Source organism: Pseudomonas palleroniana, from assembly GCF_003031675.1.
GTDB classification, from domain to species: Bacteria; Pseudomonadota; Gammaproteobacteria; order Pseudomonadales; family Pseudomonadaceae; genus Aquipseudomonas; species Aquipseudomonas palleroniana.
The window spans coordinates 140,254-162,986 of sequence record NZ_PYWX01000034.1; the positions used below are offsets into that span (position 1 = coordinate 140,254).

General features: G+C 61.2%; 18 protein-coding genes. 4 read left to right on the forward strand and 14 right to left on the reverse strand.

Going from position 1 to position 22,733, the window contains the following annotated elements:
- Nucleotides 1-110 precede the first annotated feature (110 nt).
- The 3 genes from C9383_RS12990 to nadE all read left to right on the forward strand — a co-directional run bounded on the left by C9383_RS12990 (nt 111) and on the right by nadE (nt 3,255).
- Entirely contained in the window at nt 111-1,001 is an 891-nt protein-coding gene (locus C9383_RS12990; protein ID WP_060755084.1) for a LysR family transcriptional regulator, read from the forward strand.
- Nucleotides 1,002-1,209: 208 nt separating this feature from the next.
- Nucleotides 1,210-2,424: a nicotinate phosphoribosyltransferase gene (gene pncB / locus C9383_RS12995; protein WP_060755085.1), complete on the forward strand. Its 1,215-nt coding sequence runs from the start codon at nt 1,210-1,212 to the stop codon at nt 2,422-2,424.
- Between the two features lie 3 nt (nt 2,425-2,427).
- Nucleotides 2,428-3,255, forward strand: a complete 828-nt coding sequence (nadE, locus tag C9383_RS13000; RefSeq protein ID WP_090367120.1) for an NAD(+) synthase — start codon at nt 2,428-2,430, stop codon at nt 3,253-3,255.
- Between the two features lie 121 nt (nt 3,256-3,376).
- Here the strand turns inward: nadE and azu are convergent, their stop codons facing one another.
- Nucleotides 3,377-3,823: an azurin gene (gene azu / locus C9383_RS13005; protein WP_060755087.1), complete on the reverse strand. Its 447-nt coding sequence runs from the start codon at nt 3,821-3,823 to the stop codon at nt 3,377-3,379.
- A 332-nt stretch (nt 3,824-4,155) separates the two neighbouring features.
- Between azu and C9383_RS13010 the strand changes: the two genes are divergently transcribed.
- A complete protein-coding gene (locus C9383_RS13010; protein ID WP_090367122.1) occupies nt 4,156-4,338 on the forward strand; it encodes a hypothetical protein in 183 nt (60 codons plus the stop codon).
- A 46-nt stretch (nt 4,339-4,384) separates the two neighbouring features.
- On the opposite strand, the gene C9383_RS13015 is transcribed toward C9383_RS13010, so the two are convergent.
- The 13 genes from C9383_RS13015 to rnr all read right to left on the reverse strand — a co-directional run bounded on the left by C9383_RS13015 (nt 4,385) and on the right by rnr (nt 22,698).
- The gene (locus tag C9383_RS13015) at nt 4,385-5,275 is read right to left on the reverse strand and encodes a transglutaminase family protein (RefSeq protein ID WP_060755089.1); all 891 of its coding nucleotides are present in this window, start codon (nt 5,273-5,275) and stop codon (nt 4,385-4,387) included.
- Nucleotides 5,275-7,761 (reverse strand): circularly permuted type 2 ATP-grasp protein, encoded by a 2,487-nt coding sequence (locus tag C9383_RS13020; RefSeq protein WP_090367124.1) that lies wholly within the window; start codon nt 7,759-7,761, stop codon nt 5,275-5,277. Before C9383_RS13020 ends, C9383_RS13015 begins: the two co-directional genes overlap by 1 nt.
- A gap of 177 nt (nt 7,762-7,938) precedes the next feature.
- A complete protein-coding gene (locus tag C9383_RS13025; protein ID WP_090367126.1) occupies nt 7,939-11,229 on the reverse strand; it encodes a transglutaminase family protein in 3,291 nt (1,096 codons plus the stop codon).
- 187 nt (nt 11,230-11,416) lie between these two features.
- Nucleotides 11,417-11,866, reverse strand: a complete 450-nt coding sequence (locus tag C9383_RS13030) for a hypothetical protein (protein ID WP_090367128.1) — start codon at nt 11,864-11,866, stop codon at nt 11,417-11,419.
- Nucleotides 11,863-12,795 carry an Ssp4 family T6SS effector gene (ssp4, locus tag C9383_RS13035; RefSeq protein WP_060755093.1) on the reverse strand — a complete coding sequence of 311 codons (933 nt, stop codon included), beginning with the start codon at nt 12,793-12,795 and terminating at the stop codon, nt 11,863-11,865. The genes C9383_RS13030 and ssp4 overlap by 4 nt, the downstream gene beginning before the upstream one ends.
- Nucleotides 12,796-13,006: 211 nt before the next feature.
- A complete protein-coding gene (locus C9383_RS13040; protein WP_060755094.1) occupies nt 13,007-15,310 on the reverse strand; it encodes a YgiQ family radical SAM protein in 2,304 nt (767 codons plus the stop codon).
- A 110-nt stretch (nt 15,311-15,420) separates the two neighbouring features.
- On the reverse strand, nt 15,421-16,818 hold the full coding sequence (dnaB, locus tag C9383_RS13045; RefSeq protein ID WP_060755095.1) for a replicative DNA helicase: 1,398 nt from the start codon (nt 16,816-16,818) through the stop codon (nt 15,421-15,423).
- 110 nt (nt 16,819-16,928) lie between these two features.
- Complete coding sequence (gene rplI, locus C9383_RS13050; protein ID WP_003171376.1) at nt 16,929-17,375, reverse strand: 50S ribosomal protein L9; 447 nt, start codon at nt 17,373-17,375, stop codon at nt 16,929-16,931.
- Nucleotides 17,376-17,393: 18 nt separating this feature from the next.
- Nucleotides 17,394-18,287 (reverse strand): YybS family protein, encoded by an 894-nt coding sequence (locus tag C9383_RS13055; RefSeq protein WP_060755096.1) that lies wholly within the window; start codon nt 18,285-18,287, stop codon nt 17,394-17,396.
- A gap of 36 nt (nt 18,288-18,323) precedes the next feature.
- Nucleotides 18,324-18,554, reverse strand: coding sequence for a 30S ribosomal protein S18 (gene rpsR / locus C9383_RS13060; protein WP_002551829.1), 231 nt, complete (start codon nt 18,552-18,554; stop codon nt 18,324-18,326).
- Nucleotides 18,555-18,582: 28 nt separating this feature from the next.
- Nucleotides 18,583-19,005 (reverse strand): 30S ribosomal protein S6, encoded by a 423-nt coding sequence (rpsF, locus tag C9383_RS13065; RefSeq protein ID WP_003236224.1) that lies wholly within the window; start codon nt 19,003-19,005, stop codon nt 18,583-18,585.
- 310 nt (nt 19,006-19,315) lie between these two features.
- A complete protein-coding gene (rlmB, locus tag C9383_RS13070) occupies nt 19,316-20,071 on the reverse strand; it encodes a 23S rRNA (guanosine(2251)-2'-O)-methyltransferase RlmB (RefSeq protein WP_090367130.1) in 756 nt (251 codons plus the stop codon).
- Nucleotides 20,068-22,698 carry a ribonuclease R gene (gene rnr, locus C9383_RS13075; protein ID WP_090367132.1) on the reverse strand — a complete coding sequence of 877 codons (2,631 nt, stop codon included), beginning with the start codon at nt 22,696-22,698 and terminating at the stop codon, nt 20,068-20,070. Before rnr ends, rlmB begins: the two co-directional genes overlap by 4 nt.
- Nucleotides 22,699-22,733: the final 35 nt, after the last annotated feature.

The following is a 22,733-nucleotide window of genomic DNA, read 5'->3' on the forward strand; positions in this document are numbered from 1 at the left end:
AGCACGGCAATCCAGAGCTTATTTGTAGCTGGCCCAAGACTTGCCAACAAACGACGATTAGGCGAGATATCATTCCGTTTATTCATGCAAAGCATCAGACGAGGCGTGCAGTGCTGAACAAAAGACATTTGCCTTCGATCACCGCCCTGCAGTGTTTCGAAGCCGCCACCCGCCATTTGAGCTTCACCCGCGCCGCCGAGGAGTTGAACCTCACGCAGAGCGCGGTGAGCAAGCAAGTGGCGCAACTGGAAGAACTGCTGCAACACCTGCTGTTCCGCCGAGTACGCCGCCGCCTGCAGATGACGCCGGCAGGGGATCTGTACCTGGTGGAAGTGCGCAAGATCCTCACGCAGGTGGAGATGTCCACCCATTACCTGCGCTCCTACGGCGGCGAGACCGAGGTATTGCGCGTGTCCACGCCGTACACCTTTGGCGCACGCTGGCTGGTGCCACGCCTCAAGGGCTGGCGTTTGCGTCACCCGCAAATCCACCTCGACCTGTGCAACGAGCAGGCCCCCGATGAACTGCTGCAAGGCAAGGCGGACATGGCCTTTTACTTCGGCCAGGGCTCACGCGCCGGCACCGAGAGCCTGAAGCTGTTCAGCGAGGAGTTGGTGCCGGTGTGCGCGCCGGAGAGCCTGCCGGCCAAACCGTTCAGTGATCCGACCCAACTGAGCGAGCTGGTACTGCTGCAAAACGCCTCACGCCCCCAAGGCTGGCACGACTGGTTCGCCAGCCAAGGCTACCAGACCGAACACAGCTACCACGGGCCGCGTTTCGACACCTTCTATATGTGCATTCGTGCGGCACAGGTGGGCTGTGGCGTGGCGCTGCTGCCGCGGTTTCTGGTGGAGGAAGAGCTGGCCGAGGGCAAGCTGGTGATTCCCTGGCAGCATGCGATGCCAAGCCAGGACGCGTATTACCTGGCTTATCCCGAGCACTCGGCAGAGGTGCCCAAGGTACGCGAATTCGTGAAATGGATGATGGAGCAAGTGGCTTAGTACCCGGGATACCGCAATCGGGAGCAAGCCCCCTCCCACACTTGGAATGCATTCCAACCTGTGGGAGGGGGCTTGCTCCCGATGAGGCCAGTCGTCACACCCGAAAAAATCACTGGCAAAACCCCATGGGTCTATGCGCCACTAGCGCCATTCCTTAATCGTGCGTAACGGCCGGCGCCCCTCGCCGACCCGTCTGGAGATTCCCATAATGAGCGAGAGTGTGTTTGCCGATCGCATCGTGCAGAACCTGCTCGACACCGACTTCTACAAGCTGACCATGATGCAGGCGGTGCTGCACAACTACCCCAACGTGGAAGTTGAATGGGAATTCCGTTGCCGTAACAGCGAAGACCTGCGCCCATACCTGGCGGAAATCCGCTACCAGATCGAGCGTCTCGCCGAACTGAGCCTGAGCGCTGACCAACTGAGTTTCCTGGAGCGCATCAGCTTCATGAAGCCGGACTTCCTGCGTTTTCTCGGGTTGTTCCGCTTCAACTTGCGTTACGTGCAAACCGGCATCGAGAATGGCGAGTTGTTCATCCGCCTGCGCGGGCCGTGGCTGCATGTGATCCTGTTTGAAGTGCCGATGCTGGCCATCGTCAGCGAAGTGCGTAACCGCTACCGCTACCAGACCGTGATCCTGGAACAGGCCCGCGAGCAGCTGTATCGCAAGTTCGACTGGCTCACCGACAACGCCAGCAGCGACGAGCTGTCGGAGTTGCAGGTGGCCGACTTCGGCACGCGTCGACGCTTCTCGTACCGGGTGCAGGAAGAAGTGGTCAATGTGCTCAAGCATGACTTCCCCGGGCGATTCGTCGGCACCAGCAACGTGCACCTGGCCCGCGAGCTGGGCATGAAACCCCTGGGCACCATGGCTCACGAGTGGATCATGGCGCATCAGCAACTCGGCCCGCGCCTGATCGACAGCCAGATCGCCGCGCTCGACTGCTGGGTCCGCGAATACCGTGGCCTGCTGGGTATTGCCCTGACCGATTGCATCACCACCGACGCGTTCCTCGGCGACTTCGATTTGTACTTCGCCAAGCTGTTCGACGGCCTGCGCCACGATTCCGGCGACCCCGTGCAGTGGGCCGAGAAAGCCATCGCCCACTACCACAAGCTCGGTATCGAGCCGATGAGCAAGACCCTGGTGTTCTCCGACAGCCTGACACTGCCCAAGGCCCTGGAGATATTCCGTGCGCTGCGCGGTCGGATCAATGTGAGCTTCGGCATCGGCACCAACCTGACCTGTGATATCCCAGGGGTTGAGCCGATGAGCATCGTGCTTAAAATGACGGCCTGCAATGGCCAGCCGGTGGCGAAGATCTCTGATGAGGCGGGCAAGACCCATTGCACCGACCCGAATTTCGTCGCCTATTTGCGTCACGTTTTCAAAGTACCTGCCCTATCCAGCAAGGAGTGAATCATGCAAGCCGTACAGCGTGAGATTGCGCAGCAGCTCAAGGTCCAAGCGCCGTTCAAAGACCCGGCCGCCCTTGAGGCCGAAGTGGCTCGCCGCGTGGCTTTTATCCAGGATTGCCTGCGCAATTCCGGGCTCAAGACGTTGGTGCTGGGCATCAGCGGCGGCGTCGACTCCCTGACCGCGGGCCTCCTGGCCCAGCGCGCGATGAAGGAGCTGCGCGCCACCACCGGTGACCAAGCCTACCGCTTTATCGCCGTGCGCCTGCCTTACGAAACCCAGTTCGACGAACACGATGCCCAGGCTTCGGTGGACTTTATCGAGCCGGACGAGCGCCACACCGTGAACATCGGCCCGGCAGTGAAATCCCTGGCCAATGAAGTGGCGGCGTTTGAAGGCAAGGCGGCAGTCTCCCGCGATTTCGTACTGGGCAACACCAAGGCGCGCATGCGCATGGTCGCGCAATACACCATCGCGGGGGCTACGGGTGGGCTGGTAATCGGCACTGACCATGCGGCGGAAGCGGTCATGGGCTTTTTCACCAAGTTCGGTGACGGGGCCTGTGACCTGGCACCGCTGAGCGGGCTGGTAAAGCATCAGGTGCGAGCGATTGCGCGGCACTTTGGCGCGCCGGAGTCGTTGGTGGAGAAGGTGCCGACGGCCGACCTGGAAGACCTGTCACCGGGCAAGCCGGACGAGGCGTCCCATGGCGTGACCTATGCCGAGATCGATGCGTTCCTGCACGGCGAGCCGGTACGTGAGGAAGCGTTCAAGATCATTTGCGATACGTATCGCAAGACCGAGCACAAGCGGGTGATGCCTTTTGCGCCTTGAGGCGAACTCGATAGTTTTGGGTTGATTTGCAGAATGTCATCGGGGGCAAGCCCCCTCCCACACTTGGAATGCATTCCTACCTGTGGAAGGGGGCTTGCCCCCGATGAACGATGACGCGGTCTTACTTGACGGTCACAGTGCCTTTCATCATCGAGATGTGGCCCGGGAACGAGCAGAAGAACGCATAGTCGGTACCCGCTGCCAGCTTCGACACATCGAAGGTCACCGAGTCTTTCTCGCCGGCACCGATGATCTTGGTGTGGGCGATGATGCGGGTGTCGCCGTCTTTCAGGTAGTTCTTGTCGAGACCGGCGGCCATGCCGTCGCTGGCGATACCTGGCATGTCGGCAGCGGAACTCAGCACCCAGTTATGGCCCATGACGTTTTTCGGCAAGCTGCCGGAGTGGGTCAGCTCGACGGTGAATGTCTTGCAGCTTTTGTCGATTTCAATGGCCTTGGTGTTAAAGGACATTTGATCAGTGGAGTCGACGGTGACCTTGCACTCTGCAGCAAGCAACTGGCCGCTCGCCAGAGTCAGCAGGGAAACAGCAACGAGTTTGGCAAACATGTGAATCTCCAAGGCAGGGTTTAAAAAACGCGGATTGCGACAAGGGTGCCTCAAGCAGGCAGGAATTCTTATGACCTGAATCAACAGATTGTATACAACTTTAGGCTATCAGCCGTATCAACACAATCTACCAGCCAAAGTACTACGACCTGTCTATGATCGGCCCATTACCCAACGGAGTCCGAGCCATGCACCTCAATCAACTGTTCAACGGCCTGTTCGCGGCCTACGCCTGCGGTAAGTGAAGGCCAAGCGCGCGGCTAAGCTGCTACCATGGCAGCCCAAGGCAGCCGAGCGCCGCCACCCTCACCTTCGACCCTAGAGGATCGCCCATGGCCAAACCTAATTACTCCTTCGCCAAACGTCAGAGAGACTTGGCCAAGGAGCGGAAGAAAGAGGAAAAACTGCAACGCAAGAAAGCCGCCGCAGAAGGAGAAGCGAACGCGCTGAACCATGATGTGGATGGTGAAGAGACGAACGACGAGGCTGAAACACCAAAGGATCCGGCGCAATAAATTGCTTTGTGGTGAGCAGGCCCGCCCGGCTCACCACAATCCAGGGTCATTGCAGCGGCATCACCGTCACCCGCACCTCCGGGTCATGGCTCCCCCCTCCCAGAATCACCCCTCGCAACGGCGATACATCCGAGAAATCCCGGCCCCAGGCCAGGGTGATGTGCTCCAGTGCCGGCTGCACGTTGTTCGTCGGATCGAAATCCACCCAGCCCGACACCGGGCAATACACCGAAACCCAGGCATGGGACGCGTCCGCGCCGATCAGTCGTGGTTGCCCGGGCGGTGGCTGGGTCAGCAGGTAGCCGCTGATGTAGCGCGCCGCCAGGCCCCGCGAGCGCAGGCAGGCGAGCATCAGGTGGGCAAAGTCCTGGCAGACGCCGCGGCGGCGCTCCAGCACTTCCACCAGGGGCGTGGCGACCTGGGTGGCTTCGGCATCGAACGTGAACTCACTGAAGATCTTCTCCATCAACGCTTGCGTCCCCAGCAGCAACGGCATGCCTGGGGGGAAACAGCTTTCGGAGAACTCAACGAAGGTTTTCTTCAAGTGCACGTAAGGCGATTCAAAGCGATAGCGGCAGGCTTCGATCAGTGGCGCCGACATCGGCTGGCTGCTGTAGGTCAGGCTGTCACGGGTCTGATCCCAGGCGGGTGACTGCTCAAAGTCCAGCGCCGGCCGCGCCAGCACCTCTACGGTCAGCCCGGCATTCACCAGCAGCTCGTCATGAGGCCGTTCGAACGCGAGACGGGTGATCGGGTTGCCGAACACGTCCAGCTCATCCCGCCGCGAAGACGGCTGCGGGCTGATATCCAGTTGCTGCGAACTGCAGCGCTGCCAGGCGCAGGGCCTGGGCCACAAGTGTGCCAATTGCTGAGCCAGGGACACCGGGCTGTCATAGTGGTAATGGGTATCATGGAAAATCTGGTAGCGCGCACTCATCACACCGACACCGTTTGTTGGCTGACATCATCCACATGGGCAAAGTGACGCAACGCCAGGCGATCCGACACCTGCCCACTCTCATCGGCCACCGCCTGCAGCAGGTCGGCCAGGCCATCCAATGCGGCGCGTACGCTGGACTCGCCGAACAGCGGGTTCTCCAGGCAGCCCAGGTCAAACCGCGTCAGGCGCTCCACCAGAGGCCCGAGGCCGGTTTCCCGTGGCACCCCGAAGTCATCGTTGAGACGGCGCAGGGTACGGCTCACCAATTTGAGCTGGAACAGCACGGCATGGGGGTTCTGCTCATCCAGCAGCAACAAGTCGAGCACCGGAATCAATTGCGGCACCGCCAGGTAGCGAGAGCGATAGGTGATGCTGCTGTTACCCAGCTCCAGCAACCATTCCAGCCCCGCCTGATCGAACACCGCAATACCGCGCAGGAACGCCGCGAGGCTGCTGCTCAGAAATTGCAGGCGCTCGATGCGCCGCCCCATCATCAAGAAGCGCCAGCCTTCGTCGCGGGTCATATCGTCCAGGGCAAACCCGGACAGCGCCGCCAGCGACATCACCAAACGGTTGAGGAAGTCCAGCAGCTCGCCAAAGTCCGGCACTTCGCTTTCCAACTCCAGCGCTTCGCGTTGCAGCTCCACCAACGCCTGCCAGTTTTCCCGCGACAACTTACCGCGCACCTGGGACGCCGCCCACTGCAAACGCTGCAGATTGGCGCGCAGGCTCGACGGCCAGTCATCGCCCAGCAAGGCCGCCAACAGGCGTTCAGGCAACTCGCCCTCCTCCGGCAACAAGTGCAGGCTGTCACCCAGCTCGACCGCCGCCTGCAACGCCTGCGGATCGTCACCGTCGACATAGCGCGCCAACACGATGCGCAGCCAGCGCGCGCTGTTATCACAGCGCTCGCAATAACGGCCAAACCAGAACAGGTTCTCCACCACCCGCGACGGCAGATAAGGATCGCGGCGCACCAGGTCATGCACACCGATCGCCCGCTGTGCGCGCCAATGCTCGCCCCCGGCGGCGCGTTCGCCGAGCACCCAGGTGTCTTTGCTCGCGCCACCGCGCTGCATCGACACCACTTCGGCATCCGCCTCGGCCGCCACGCGGGTCAGCCCGCCCGGCAGCACGCGATAACCTTCCTCACTCGCCACGGCGTAGACGCGCATGCCAATGGCGCGGTGTTGCAGGTGGTCATCCACGGTATGCCACACCGGAGCCTGGGACAGTTGCGCCAACTCCTGGGCGACATACGCATAGGGTCGCGCACGCATGCGTTCGGCCAGGGCCTCGCGTTGTTCGTCGTTCAAATCACGCCCGAAGACCGGGGTGAAACTTTGCGAAGGAAACGCCGGTTTGATCAACAGTTCCGGGAGTTTCTCCAAGGCTTTTGCGAGCACCGGCCCCTCGCCGCACCACCAGGTGGCGATGGACGGCAGGATCAATGCTTCGCCAAATAAAAACTCGTTGATCTTCGGCAAAAAGCCGAGCAGGCCCGGGGACTCCAACACACCGCTGCCCAACGCATTGGCCACCAATACGTTGCCCTGGCGCGCCGCATCCAGCAGGCCGGGCACGCCGAGGGCCGAGTCGGTGCGCAATTCCAGCGGGTCGCAGAAGTCGTCATCCAGCCGGCGCATGATGGCGTGCACCCGGCGCAGGCCGCTGAGGGTTTTGAGGAACACCGTGCTGTCACGCACGGTGAGATCACCGCCCTCCACCAGCGGGTAACCGAGCTGGCGAGCAAGGTAGAGATGTTCGAAATAACTTTCGTTGAAGCGCCCCGGCGTGAGCAACACAATCAGCGGCGGCTGGTCATCGCCAGGCGCCTGGCGAGCCAGGGTTTCCTGCAGGGTGCGGAAGAAACCGGTGAGGTGCTGCACTTGCAGATCGCGGTACAGGTCCGGGAACGCACGCGACACGATAGTGCGGTTTTCCAAGGCATAACCCGCACCCGACGGCGCCTGGGTGCGGTCGGCGGTGACCCACCAGCGGCCATCCGGCGTACGCGCCAGGTCCACCGCATACAGGTGCAGGAACGTCCCCTGCGGCGGCTGGATACCCTGGCACGGCCACAGGAAGTTGTTATGCCCGAACACCAACTCGGCCGGCAGCAAGCCTTCCTTGATCAAGCGTTGCGGGCCGTAGAGATCGGCCAGCACGGCATTGAGCAAGCGCGCACGCTGGGCGATCCCCGCAGCGAGGTGCTGCCATTCATCGGCAGCCAGCACATGGGGCAGCAGATCCAGTTCCCACGGGCGATCGGCGCCCTTGGGGTCGGCGTAGACGTTGTAGGTCACGCCGTTTTCCTGGATCTGCCGGGTCAACAGCGCCTGACGCTGGGCCAGTTGCGCAGGCGTACTGCGTTGCAAGTGGTCGAGCAGGCGCTGCCAATGGGCACGCACCGTGCCGCTGTCATCCAGCAGTTCGTGATAAGTGCCCGCAGTCAGCGGGTAACGGTCGAGCAAGTCGGACATGGAACGCTCGGCAGGGCAAAGGGGGTCAAAGTCACCGCAGTCTAATGTGGACAGGGTTTGTGTGGCGAGGGAGCTTGCTCACGCTGGGCTGCGTAGCGGCCCNTCCCGGGAGCGCTTCGCACTCCAGCGGGAGCAAGCTCCCTCGCCACACAAACGCCTTCTCATAGTTGATCCGCGTCAGTCATTTTTATTGGGAAAACGCCGCAAATCCAGGGTCATCGGTAACTCATCGTTGATGACCACCGGCGGTACAGGGAGCTTGCCCGGACTATGGCCAAGACGGAAAAACCGCGCCATGCGCCGGCTCTCGGCTTCGTTGGCGTTCACCGGCAAGCTGTCGTAATTACGCCCGCCCGGGTGGGCCACATGGTATTGGCAGCCGCCGAGGGAGCGTTGCATCCAGGTGTCGAGCAGGTCGAACACCAGCGGCGCATGCACCGGGATGGTCGGTTGCAGGCAGTTGGCCGGTTGCCAGGCGCGGTAACGCACGCCGGCGACAAATTCACCGACACGCCCGGTGGCTTGCAGGGGTACCGCAATACCGTTGCAGGTCAGCAGGTAGCGTTGCGGCGCCAACCCGGTGAGTTTCACTTGCAGGCGTTCCAGCGACGAATCCACATAGCGCACCGTACCGCCCGCCGCGCCCTCTTCGCCCAGCACGTGCCAGGGTTCGAGGGCCTGGCGCAGTTCCAGCTCGATGCCACCGACCGCGTAGTCGCCGACCTTGGGGAAACGAAACGCCAGATGCGCCGCAAACCATTCGGCACGCAGCGGATAACCGGCGGCATTCAGCTCGACGATCACATCGGCAAAGTCCTGCTCGATAAAGTGCGGCAACAGGAAACGGTCATGCAGCTCGGTACCCCAGCGCGCCAGTTTCGGCGGCGCATAAGGTTCGCGCCAGAAACGCGCAACCAAGGCGCGCAGCAGCAGTTGCTGGGTCAAGCTCATGCGCGCATGGGGCGGCATCTCAAAAGCGCGCAGCTCCAGCAGGCCCAGGCGGCCGGTGGCACCGTCGGGTGAGTAAAGTTTGTCGATGCAGAATTCCGCGCGGTGGGTGTTACCCGTCACGTCGATCAACAGGTTGCGCAGCAGGCGATCGACCAGCCACGGCGGGCACTCTTCGCCGGGCGCCGGCATTTGGGTGAAAGCGATTTCCAGCTCGTACAGCGCGTCGTTACGCGCCTCGTCGACCCGCGGCGCCTGGGAGGTCGGGCCGATAAACAACCCGGAAAACAGGTAGGACAGCGAAGGGTGGTTGTGCCAGTAGCTGATCAGGCTGCGCAGCAGATCCGGCCGGCGCAGGAACGGTGAGTCCTTGGGCGTTGCGCCGCCCATGACAAAGTGGTTACCGCCACCGGTGCCGGTGTGGCGCCCGTCGATCATGAACTTTTCGGTGGTCAGGCGGGTTTGTCGCGCCTCTTCGTAGAGGAATTCAGTGCGCTCCACCAGCTCGTCCCAGGTGGCGGACGGTTGCACGTTGACCTCGATCACACCCGGGTCCGGCGTGACGCGAAAGTTGCTCAGGCGCATGTCAAACGGCGGCTCGTAACCTTCCAGCAGTACGGGGCAATGCAACTCTTCGGCGGTGGCTTCGATGGCGGCCACCAGCTCCAGGTAATCCTCGACGCGCTCCAGCGGCGGCATGAACAGGTACAGGCGCCCGCCCCGCGCCTCAGCACACAGCGCGGTGCGGGTCAGCCAATCGGCGGACTCATCCACTGTGGGCACGCGCTCGTCGCCAGGCGCGGGCTCGTCGTGACTCTTCAGTTGCGCAGGTGTCGGCAGCTCCGGTTGATCCTGATTGGGGTCAACCGGATGCACGAAGGGATACTCCGCCGCGCTCACCCATGGCTGCGACGCCAATGGCAGGCGGTAGCCGAGCGGCGAATCCCCCGGCACCAGCCGACAGTGGTTATCGCGCAAGTACCAGCGCCCGCTCTGCCAACGATCATTGGCCGCCGTGCGCGCCAGCGGCAGCACATGGCCGATGACTTTATCCAGGCCCTGGCTGAAGACTTTGCGCAGGCGTTCGCGCTCCAGCTCATCGCTCAGTCGCGGGTCCTGGGCGGTGACGTTTTGCGGCAGCGCGCCCTCGCGCCACAGGTAGTAGAAGTTGTCTTCGAAGGCCGGGAACACGAAACGCGCAGGCAGCTTGAGGCGCTCGGCGACGCTGGCCAGGAAGCGCCCGGCCAGCGCGTCGTCGGCGCCGTAGTCCTGCTGTTCATCGGCGATCAGCGCAGGGTTGTGCCAGATCGGCACCCCGTCGCGGCGCCAGTAACAGTTGAGCGACCAGCGCGGCAGTTGCTCGCCGGGGTACCACTTGCCCTGCCCGAAGTGCACCAGCCCCGTCGGCGCGTAGTGCTTGCGCATGCGCTGGAACAGCTCGGCAGACAGGCGCCGCTTATTCGGCCCCAGCGCGGCGGTGTTCCACTCGGCACCGTCGGGGTCGTCGATAGAGACGAAGGTCGGCTCGCCGCCCATGGTCAGGCGCACGTCATCCTTGAGCAGGTCACTGTCGATCTGACGGCCCAGCGCCTGGATCGCCAACCACTGCTCTTCGGTGTAGGGCTTGGTCACCCGTGGCGCTTCCCAAATGCGCTCCACCGACATTTCATGGGTGAATTCGCACTCGCACGGTTCCACCAGCCCACTGATCGGCGCGGCAGAGGATGGGTCGGGACTACAAGCCAAAGGAATATGACCTTCACCGGCGAACAACCCGGAAGTGGCATCCAGGCCGATCCATCCTGCTCCGGGCAAATACACTTCGCACCACGCATGCAGGTCGGTGAAGTCCACGTCGGTGCCGGACGGGCCGTCGAGGGCTTTGACGTCGGCGGTCAGTTGGATCAGGTAGCCGGACACAAATCGTGCCGCCAGCCCGAGGTTGCGCAGCAATTGCACCAGCAGCCAGGCCGAGTCGCGGCACGAACCGGAAGCGTTTTCCAGGGTGAACTCCGGGGTTTGCACACCGGGCTCCATACGGATCAGGTAAGCGATATCGCTAGCCAACCGCTGATTGAGCGCCACCAGGAAGTCCACCGCCGGCAGCGGCGTACGGTCGATGCCGGCCAGGTAGGCGGCAAACGTCGGCGTCAGCGGCAGGGTTTCCAGGTACGGCGCCAACTCGCGCTGCTCGTCGGCGGCGTAGCTGAAAGGGATTTTTTCGGCATAGGGCTCAAGGAAAAAGTCGAACGGGTTGAACACTGCCATCTCGGCGACCAGGTCGACTTCGATACGCAGCTCGTCAGTTTTTTCCGGGAACACCAGCCGCGCCAGGTAATTGCCCTGGGGGTCTTGCTGCCAATTGATGAAATGCTGCTCGGGCAGCACTTTCAGCGCGTAGGACAGTATCCGCGTGCGGCTATGGGCCGCCGGACGCAAACGCACGATCTGCGGGCCGAGTTCTACCGCACGGTCGTAGCGGTAATGGGTGACGTGGTGCAACGCGACATGAATCGACACGGCGGCCTCCTGCGAGCCAGGGCATGGAAACAAAGCGCGCAAGACTTATGCCAGAGCAGCGGTCATTGCGCTTTATCGTAGGACCCGGTGCAGTACAGCACCAAAACGGCGCCCAGGTGAGTGCCGTGGTGCGAGGCTCGCACATAATTGTGGCGAACCTGCGAAGACAGGTGGCGAATCTACCCAGTCAATGGGTTTTGCGTTGGGCGATCATGGTTTCACGCAGGTGACGGACCTCGACCAGCTTCTGGCGCATTTCACGGTGGCGTTTGCTGTTGAGCAATAACAACCCCATCAGCGGGAAAAATACTCCCGAGCCGTAAGCCAGCGCATGAAGGTGATACTGAATCATCGGCAATACAAACAGCAGACAGCCGCCCAGGTAAACCGCCACCAGGCCAGTGGCCCAGGTGCGTCCGCGCGCAATCATGACGTTGCTGAATACGATCACGACTACCAGCAGCAGGATCAGCAGCCCGGAGTAGCTGGACTTGAGCGCCGGATCAGCGTCGCGCCAATAAGTCACCCCTGCCATGGACACAGCAGACGAACCGGAAAAGATCGCCATGAAGATCGTGCCCATGAAAACCGGAAAATAGCGGCGCAGGAAGGCCGCCCTGTCGGGAAAGCCGCTCATTCCGTCAGGTCCTCGTACAAGCCGATCGCCAGGGTACTGGCGGTGCCCACGTTACCGCTGCGATAGCTGCCCACGATCCCCAGCAGGCCGCCCAGTGCATCCTTCATCTGGGTGAGGGTGGCGTGACGAATTTCGGTGGACGTATAGCTCTTGGTCAATTTGCCCGCGCGCTGCTGCAACTTGAGCAACTTGGGCGTGAGGCTGGGATCGCGCAGGCTTAACAGCTCCTTGGTCAGCTTTTTACGCTCCTGACGGCTCAAGCCCTTGAGCAACTGGTACCAACTCTTGCCAAGCGCGGCGGCCTTGTTGGCCTTGAGCAGTTTCACGGTTGTGAGCGCGCCGGTCCCGATACCCACCAATGAGACCGCATCGAGCACGGGGGAAACGGCGTTGTACCACTCGGTATCGTCCAAGCGATCGTTAGCGTCGGGGTCAAGAATCTCGTTGTAGGTGCGCGCTACACCGAACCCACATTGCGCACTGCCGGCCAGCGCCGCCGTCACGCCAATGCCGACCACAAAAGCGCTGGCACCCGCCGTGAACGGCACAGCAACGCTACCGCTGAACACCACAATCCAGCCGATCACGGCGGCGCCGCAGGACAAGCCCATGTCGAACACCTCCTTCCTCAGGCGCTCTTCTCGCGGGTCGGTCTTCACCTGCTCGACAAACTGAGCTGGCGCGATGTACTTCTGCGCCTCACGGATAATGACGCGCTTGGGCTTGATGCTGCAGATGGGCTTGAATTCACGCAGGGTCACGACATTAAAGTCGGCGTCGATGTACACGACACCCGCGCCGACAATGCCGGGGTCGGCGTCAATGGCCGCAAACAGGCGCGGCAGGTTGATCTGGCTTTCGATGCGCTGGCGGGCCATGAACTGGGAGCGGTTGAAGTCCATGCCGATGCTGGCCAGGGGGTTGCCCATGGGTGTTCTTCCTTGAAAAGAGGGGGGTGACTGGACTGACGCTATCGGGGGCAAGCCCCCTCCCACCCTTTGATGTGTGAACCCGATCCAATGTGGGAGGGGGCTTGCCCCCGATGACGGTTCTATGGGCGACACCTTAACAAACAGGCTACCCAGCGACTAGAAAGCAAAACGCCAGCACGAGGCTGGCGTTTTGCGTTTCAGGCTGCGATCAACGCGGCACGACCGGCTTGCGGGCAGGCTTCTTGCCTTTGCCCTTGGCCGCATCGGTGCGCTCCTTGGCGGCTTGCTTGTTGCGCGCCTGGGCTGCGGCCTTGGCTTGCTCGCGCTTGTCCCATGGGTTGCTGCCGTCGCTGCCACGCGGTGGCAGGCCGGTGTGCTGGGTCAGGACCCTGGTGGTGGTGTCCTTGGCGACCTTGTGGCTGCCTGCCGGTGTCGAGTTCTTGCGACGGGCGCTCTGGTAGCTGTCGGTAGCCGGTTGATGCAGCGGGATCAGTTGGTCCTTGCCCGGCCCGATCAGGTCGGCACGGCCCATGCGGGTCAATGCCTCACGCAGCATCGGCCAGCCTTTCGGGTCGTGGTAACGCAGGAACGCCTTGTGCAGGCGGCGCTGCTCCTCGCTCTTGACGATGGTCACCGCGTCGCTCTTGTAGGTGACCTTGCGCAGCGGGTTCTTGCCCGAGTGGTACATCGCCGTCGCGGTGGCCATCGGTGACGGGTAGAACGCCTGCACCTGGTCGGCGCGGAAGCCGTTGCCCTTGAGCCACAGGGCCAGGTTCATCATGTCTTCATCGGTGGTGCCGGGGTGAGCCGCGATGAAGTAAGGAATCAGGTACTGCTCCTTGCCCGCTTCCTTGGTGTACTTCTCGAACATGCGCTTGAACTTGTCATAGCTGCCAATGCCCGGCTTCATCATCTGGTTGAGCGGACCTTCCTCGGTATGCTCCGGGGCGATCTTGAGGTAGCCACCGACGTGATGGGTGACCAACTCCTTGACGTACTCCGGCGACTCGACGGCCAGGTCGTAACGCAGGCCGGAGGCGATCAGGATCTTCTTCACACCCGGCAATGCACGGGCGCTGCGGTACAGCTGGATCAACGACGAATGGTCGGTGTTCAGGTTCGGGCAGATGCCCGGGAACACACACGATGGCTTGCGGCACGCAGATTCGATTTCCGGGCTCTTGCAGGCGATGCGGTACATGTTCGCGGTCGGGCCGCCGAGGTCGGAGATCACTCCGGTAAAGCCGGGAACCTTGTCGCGGATCTCTTCGATCTCGCGAATAATCGACTCTTCGGAGCGGTTCTGGATGATGCGACCTTCGTGCTCGGTGATCGAGCAGAACGTGCAGCCGCCGAAGCAGCCACGCATGATGTTCACCGAGAAACGGATCATGTCGTAGGCCGGGATTTTTTCCTTGCCATACGCCGGGTGCGGGATACGTGCGTAAGGCATGCCGAACACGTAGTCCATTTCTTCGGTGGTCATCGGGATGGGCGGCGGGTTGAACCACACGTCCACTTCACCGTGCTTCTGCACCAAGGCGCGGGCGTTGCCCGGGTTGGTCTCCAGGTGCAGCACGCGGTTGGCGTGGGCGTAGAGCACGGCGTCGTTGCGCACCTTTTCCACGGAGGGCAGGCGGATAACGGTCTTGTCGCGGGTCATCTTCGGGCTGGCCAGGATCTGCACGACCTTGGCCTCCGTCGGATCTTCAACCGGCCCCTTTTCCTGCTCGATGGCGCAGGCCTGGGTGTCCTGGGTGTTCACGTACGGGTTGATGATCTTGTCGATCTTGCCCGGACGGTCGATACGGGTGGAGTCCACTTCGTACCAGCCCGCCGGTGTATCACGGCGTATGAATGCGGTGCCGCGTACGTCGGTGATGTCTTCGATCTTGTGGCCCCACGACAGGCGCTGGGCAACCTCGACGATCGCCCGCTCGGCGTTGCCGTACAGCAGGATATCGGCGCTGGCGTCGATCAGGATCGAGTTGCGCACACGGTCCTGCCAGTAGTCGTAGTGGGCGATGCGGCGCAGGGAAGCCTCAATGCCGCCGAGCACGATCGGCACGTGCTTGTAGGCTTCCTTGCAACGCTGGCTGTACACCAGGCTTGCACGGTCCGGGCGCTTGCCGGCCATGCCGCCGGGGGTGTAGGCGTCGTCGGAGCGGATTTTCTTGTCGGCGGTGTAGCGGTTGATCATGGAGTCCATGTTGCCGGCCGCGACGCCGAAGAACAGGTTCGGCTCGCCGAGCTTCATGAAGTCATCTTTGGACTGCCAGTTCGGCTGGGCAATGATCCCGACGCGAAAGCCCTGGGACTCCAGCAGCCGGCCGATGATCGCCATGCCGAACGACGGATGGTCAACGTAGGCATCACCGGTGACGATGATGATGTCGCAGGAATCCCAGCCAAGCTGATCCATCTCCTCCCTGCTCATCGGCAGGAACGGCGCTGGACCGAAACACTCGGCCCAGTACTTGGGATAGTCAAATAACGGCTTGGCTGTTTGCATGACGGTGACCGGTGTTGAGATGAAAAAACTGCGATGAAAAATCGCGGGCGCGAAATATAGCACAAATTTTGACCAATTCCGACGATAACGGTCGGAATTGAGCAGATGGCTTATTCGTCGTCGTCGAAATTGTAGCTACCCGGCGCGAGGTTCTCGAAGCGAGTGTATTTGCCGATAAACGCCAGGCGGATAAATCCGATAGGACCGTTTCGCTGCTTGCCGATGATGATCTCGGCAATGCCCTTGTGCTCGGTTTCCGGGTGATACACCTCGTCGCGGTAGACGAACATGATCACGTCGGCGTCCTGCTCGATCGCTCCGGATTCGCGCAAGTCGGAGTTCACCGGACGCTTGTTGGGACGTTGCTCCAGGGAGCGGTTGAGCTGGGACAGCGCCACCACCGGGCAGTTGAACTCCTTGGCCAGGGCTTTCAAGGACCGAGAGATTTCAGAAATCTCGTTGGTACGGTTGTCGCCGCTGGAGCCTGGGATCTGCATCAACTGCAGGTAGTCGATCATGATCAGGGCGATGTCACCGTGTTCACGCACCAGGCGCCGCGTACGCGCACGCATCTCGGAGGGGCTGATGCCCGCGGTGTCGTCGATGAACAGCTTGCGATCGTTGAGCAGGTTGACCGCCGAGGTGAGGCGTGGCCAATCGTCATCTTCCAGCTGGCCGGAACGTACCTTGGTCTGGTCGATACGCCCCAGCGACGAGAGCATCCGCATAACCAGCGATTCGCCTGGCATCTCCAGGGAATACACCAGGACGGTCTTGTCGCTGCGCAACACGGCGTTTTCCACCAGGTTCATCGCAAAGGTGGTCTTGCCCATGGATGGACGGCCGGCGACGATGATCAAGTCGGCCGGTTGCAGGCCGCTGGTTTTCTCGTCGAGGTCGGTGTAGCCGGTGGAAATACCGGTAATGGCGGCATCGGTATTGAACAGGGTGTCGATGCGATCGATAGCCTTGGTCAACAGCTCGTTGACGCCTACCGGGCCGCCGGTCTTGGGGCGCGCCTCTGCAATCTGGAAGATCTGGCGCTCGGCCTCATCGAGAATCTCTTCGGCGGTGCGCCCTTCGGGGTTGAACGCACTGTCGGCGATTTCGGTGCTGATACCGATCAATTGACGCAGAGTGGCCCGCTGGCGAACGATCTGGGCATAGGCCTTGATGTTGGCGACGGACGGCGTATTTTTCGCCAGTTCACCCAGGTAACCGAGGCCGCCGACCTGGGAGGTCTGGCCTTCCTTGTCGAGTTGTTCGGCCAGGGTCACCACGTCGATCGGCGAGTTCTGGTCGGCCAGTTTGGCGATGGCGCGGAAGATCAAGCGGTGGTCATGCCGATAGAAATCACCGTCCGAGACTTGATCCAGCACGCGCTCCCAGGCGTTGTTGTCCAGCATCAAGCCACCGAGCACAGCCTGTTCGGCCTCGATGGAATGCGGCGGCACCTTCAGGGCAGCGGTTTGCAGATCGTATTGCTCAGGAGCTGAAATATCGTTCATGGCCACTTGGAATTGGGGGTCTGTAGAAAAACAAAAGGCACGACCTGTAAACAGGATCGTGCCCGATGTTAACCGCCCGGCACACGAGGTGCCAGCCAGTTAGGTGCGACTTAAGCTGCTACCACGACAACGCGTACGGTGGCTTCAACTTCAGCGTGCAGGTGCACGGCTACGTCGAATTCGCCTACGTTGCGGATGGTGCCGTTCGGCAGACGAACTTCGCTCTTCTGCACTTCAACGCCCGAGGCGGTCAGTGCATCAGCGATGTCGTGGGTGCCGATCGAACCGAACAGCTTGCCTTCGTCACCGGCGGTGGCAGTGATAGTCACTTCCAGCTCAGCCAGTTGGGCAGCGCGAGTTTCAGCCGAAGCTTTTTTGTCTGCTGCTGCTTTTTCCAGCTCAGCACGACGCTCTTCAAACGCAGCCAGGTTGGCAGCGGTTGCAGCGGTGGCTTTGCCGTATGGCAGCAGGTAGTTACGACCGTAGCCGGCCTTAACGTTCACTTTGTCGCCCAGGTTGCCCAGGTTGGCGACTTTTTCCAGAAGGATCAGTTGCATGTGAAAATCCTCTAACTTTTAACCTTCACCGTTCGCGTTATCGGCGTCTTTCGGCGCCAGACGACCGCGAAAATCAATCAGGCCGTCGACAATGGCCAAAACCACGAGTAACGGATAGATCAGCTGCATGAACAGCAACAGCGTGACGTACAACCCCACCAGCCAGAACCTGGCCAGGCGCTTTCGCGCAACCAGCCCATGAATCAGGGCCAGTCCGGCAAACACCAGCGGTACGCTGCAAATCGGCGCCAGCAAGGCCATCTGAGGACCGAAGTTCGGCCCGACAACCATGCACGCCAGCAGCAACATCGCCGGCCCCGTCGGGATTCTGATACTGCGAAATTCGCGACCAAAACCACCCGGGTTGTACAACAACGCCTGCCAGTAACGCCCAAGAATCAGGCTCATAACGCTGACAACCTGCAACAATGCCGCAATCAGGCCGGTCAGGACCGGGGCAATCAGTGACACAAACCGCGCTCGCTCATCTACCGACAATTGCTGGTAGATATCCCCGAGGGCCAGCGGCAGGATCTTGACGATCTCTTGTGCCAGCGCCTCGATCTGTGGGCGGAAAGCCGCGCCAAGCATCACCGAGTACACCAAACCCAATGCCACGCTGACCAGCAGCGTACGGACCCAGGACTCACTTGCGCGCAAAACCAACGCAAGGCTCGATGACCCCAGCAGTACCAGAAGTACCCGTGGATCACCCAATTGCAGCCACCAGATCAAGGCCGGCAACAATCCCAGGGCAAGAACGCCAACGGCGTCCTTCAAACCGCGCCGCAGGAGCACAAGGCAGCCTGCAGCAGCACCCAACCAATAAAACAACGGCAATGCCGCAAAGCCAGCCACTACCAGAGTGGCCTGCACACGGCCGCGCATGATGAACTCAGCTAAGGCGCGCATGCATTCAATCCCTTACTACTTGTCGACTGCCCGGTCTCAGCGGCCGTGGCTGTCGGTGTAGGCCAGCAGGGCCAGGAAGCGGGCGCGCTTGATAGCGGTGGCCAGCTGACGCTGATAACGAGCTTTGGTACCGGTGATGCGGCTTGGAACGATTTTGCCGGTCTCGGATACGTAGGCTTTCAGAGTGTTGAGATCTTTGTAATCGATCTCTTTCACGTCTTCAGCGGTGAAGCGGCAGAATTTACGACGACGGAAGAAACGTGCCATTTGATAGGCTCCTTAAAAGGTCCGTGGATTACTCGTCAGCGTTATCGCTGTTGTCGCTGTCATCACTGTCAGCGCTATCAGCGCCTTCGTGCTCAGGACGGTCGCGACGCTCACGGCGCTCACTGCGGTTTTCTTCAGCCTTGAGCATCTCGGATTGGCCGGTAACGGCTTCTTCGCGACGGATGACCAGGTTACGGATCACTGCATCGTTGTAGCGGAAGTTGTCTTCCAGCTCGGCCAGGGCCTTGCCGGTGCACTCAACGTTCAGCATCACGTAGTGAGCCTTGTGAACATTGTTGATTGCGTAGGCCAGTTGACGACGGCCCCAATCTTCCAGACGGTGGATTTTGCCGCCGTCTTCTTCGATCAGCTTGGTGTAACGCTCAACCATGCCGCCGACTTGCTCGCTTTGATCCGGGTGGACCAAAAAGATGATTTCGTAATGACGCATGAATGCTCCTTACGGGTTGTAGCCTGCCGCTCAAAAACGGTCAGACAAGGAGTGAATGACACTTATGGATCTTGCCGCACGGAGGCACATCGGTGCCTGCCAGGAAGGCAAGGGGCGCAATTGTAGAGAAGGGGGAGAAAGCGCGCAAGGTGATTGGTGATTATTTGAACAATCTTCCATACACCCCAGAATAACTGTGGGAGGGGGCTTGCTCCCGATGACAGAGTATCAGTCACTGCATCTGGCGACTGTCACACCGCTATCGGGAGCAAGCCCCCTCCCACAGTTTGGATGCAGGCCCGGCTCGAGATTACTTCTTGGCTTTAGCCTTCGCGCCACGCTGACGCTGGGCCTCGAACAGGCACACACCTGTCGCGACCGACACGTTAAGACTGCTGACGCTACCGGCCATCGGCAAATGCACCAGGTAATCGCAATGCTCACGGGTCAGGCGGCGCATGCCCTTGCCTTCGGCGCCCATGATCAAGATGGTCGGGCCGGTGAGGTCCTGGTCATAAATACTGACCTCGGCCTCCCCTGCCGTACCCACCACCCACAGGCCACGCTGCTGGAGTTTTTCCAGGGTACGCGCCAGGTTGGTCACGGCCACCAGCGGAATCACTTCCGCCGCGCCACAGGCGACTTTACGCACGACCGGCGTCAAGGTAGCCGACTTGTCCTTAGGCACGATCACCGCCAGCGCACCGGCGGCATCTGCCGAGCGCAGGCAAGCGCCGAGGTTGTGCGGGTCGGTCACGCCGTCCAGCACCAGCAGCAGCGGCGCACCTTCAGTGCGGTCGAGCAGTTCATCCAGCATCGCTTCGCCCCAGACCTGGCTCGGACTGACGTCCGCGACCACACCCTGGTGCACACCTTCCACCCACGCGTCCATCTCACGACGCTCAGCCTGGCCGATGGCGACGCGGTTTTCGTTGGCCAGCTCGACCAGCGTTTGCACACGCGGCTCACTGCGGCCTTCGGCCAGCCACACTTGTTTGACGCGCTTGGGATGGTGACGCAGCAGTGCTTCTACGGCGTGCACGCCGTAGATTTTTTCCAGACTCATGACTTGGCCTTAGGTTTGCGCGACCCACTGCTTTTTGCAGGAGCCGAACCCGTTTTGGACGGGCCTTTACGATGTTTACTGGTCTTGCTCGACGAGCTTTCCGGCCCGCGCGACTTACCGCCCGACGCCGGTTTACCACCGCTTTTGGCTTCGTTGAGCAACTGCTGCTTCAACTCGCGACTCTTGCGCACCTCAGCGTTTTTAGCCGCGGCATCGCTTGGGCGGTAGGCTTCGGAGACCTTGTCCTTGCTGGAAGAACGACGGCCGGCCTTGGCGGGCTCAGGCTCGGCGGCTTTCGCAGGAGCACTTTTGCCTTTGGAGGCTGGCGCCGGGGTATCACCCCCACGTTTTTTGCGACTGCCCGGTGATTCGGCGGGCTTGTCAGACATGCCGAAGTCGATCTTGCGCTCGTCGAGGTCGACGCGCATGACCTGCACTTCCACGGTGTCGCCCAGACGGAAACTGCGACCGGTACGCTCACCCGCCAGGCGGTGATGCACAGGATCGAAGTGATAGTAGTCACCCGGCAAGGCAGTCACGTGCACCAGGCCCTCGACATAGATGTCGGTCAGCTCGACGAACAAACCAAAACCGGTCACGGCCGTGATCACGCCAGGGAACGACTCGCCCACGCGATCCTTCATGAACTCGCACTTGAGCCAGTTCACCACGTCGCGGGTCGCTTCATCGGCACGACGCTCGCTCATGGAGCACTGCTCGCCCAACTGTTCCAGGGCCGCTTCGTCGTACGGATAGATGCGCGCCTTCGGAATGGTCATCGCACCGGCGCGCTTGACGTGCGGGGTGTTCTGCTTGGAGTGGATCACGCTGCGGATCGCCCGGTGCGTCAGCAGGTCCGGGTAACGGCGGATCGGCGAGGTGAAGTGGGTGTACGCCTCGTAATTCAGACCGAAGTGCCCCTGGTTGTCGGCGCTGTACACCGCCTGACTCAGCGAGCGCAGCATGACGGTCTGGATCACATGGTAATCCGGACGATCTTTGATGCCGGCCAGCAAAGCCTGGTAATCCTTCGGCGTCGGGCCGTCCTTGCCTTTATGCAGGGACAGGCCTAGCTCACCGAGGAACGCGCGCAGTTTTTCCAGACGCTCAGGTGGCGGGCCATCGTGCACACGGTACAACGCAGGGATTTCATGCTTTTTCAGGAATTCGGCGGTGGCCACGTTGGCCGCCAGCATGCATTCCTCGATCAGCTTGTGCGCATCGTTACGCGTGGTCGGGGTGATCGCGGCGATCTTGCGCTCGGAACCGAAGACAATCCGGGTTTCCTGGGTTTCAAAATCGATCGCGCCACGGGTATGACGTGCGCCCAGCAACACCTTGTACAGCGCATACAGCTGCTTGAGGTGCGGCACCACGCCAGCGTATTCGGTACGCAAAGCCTTGGCTTCGCTGGTCTTCGGTGTTTCCAGGATGGTGCTGACCTTGTTGTAGGTCAGGCGCGCCTGGGAATGGATCACCGCTTCGTAGAACTGGTAATCGGTCATTTCGCCGGTTTTCGAGATAGTCATCTCGCACACCATGGCCAAACGGTCGACTTTCGGATTCAGCGAGCACAGGCCGTTGGACAGCTGCTCAGGCAGCATCGGGATCACGCGCTCGGGGAAGTACACCGAGTTGCCGCGCACCTGGGCTTCATTGTCCAGCGCCGAGCCGATCTTCACATAGCTGGATACGTCGGCAATCGCCACGTACAACTTCCAGCCGCCGGAGAACAGACGCAGCTTGCCGGGCTTGGCTTCGCAGTAGACCGCATCGTCGAAGTCGCGGGCATCTTCGCCGTCGATGGTGACGAACGGCAGATGGCGCAGATCGATGCGTTTCTCTTTGTCCTTTTCTTCCACTTCAGGCTTGAGCTTGCCGGCTTCCTTGAGCACAGCCTCAGGCCAGACGTGAGGAATATCGTAGGTACGCAGCGCGACATCGATTTCCATGCCCGGCGCCATGTAGTTGCCGACCACTTCAACGATATCGCCCTGCGGCTGGAAGCGCGCCGTTGGCCAGTGGGTGATTTTCACCTCGACGAACTGACCGACCTTGGCGGCGCCATTGCGGCCCGGGGTAATCAGCACTTCCTGCTGAACCTTCGGGTTGTCCGGTACAACGAAGCCGATACCGCCTTCTTCGAAATAACGGCCGACGATGGACTCGTGGGCACGCGATACGACCTCGACGATCACGCCTTCACGGCGACCGCGACGGTCCAGCCCGGACACGCGCGCCAGGGCACGGTCGCCATCGAATACCAGACGCATTTGCGCCGGGCTCATGAACAGGTCGTCGCTGCCGTCATCCGGGATCAGAAAGCCGAAACCGTCACGGTGGCCGGCAATACGGCCCAGGATCAGGTCGAGCTTGTCCACCGGCGCGTAAGTACCACGGCGGGTGTAGATCAGTTGTGCGTCGCGTTCCATGGCACGCAGGCGGCGGCGCAACGCTTCGAGTTGGTCTTCGGTGGTCAGACCGAACTCTTCAACCAATTGCTCGCGGCTAGCAGGCGAACCCCGATCGGCGAGATGCGCCAGGATCAGTTCGCGGCTAGGAATAGGGTTTTCATATTTTTCCGCTTCACGAGCGGCCTCGGGATCGAGGGACTGCCAATCGGCCATTAGAGAGTTTTCACCTTGTCTATATGAGGGTTAGT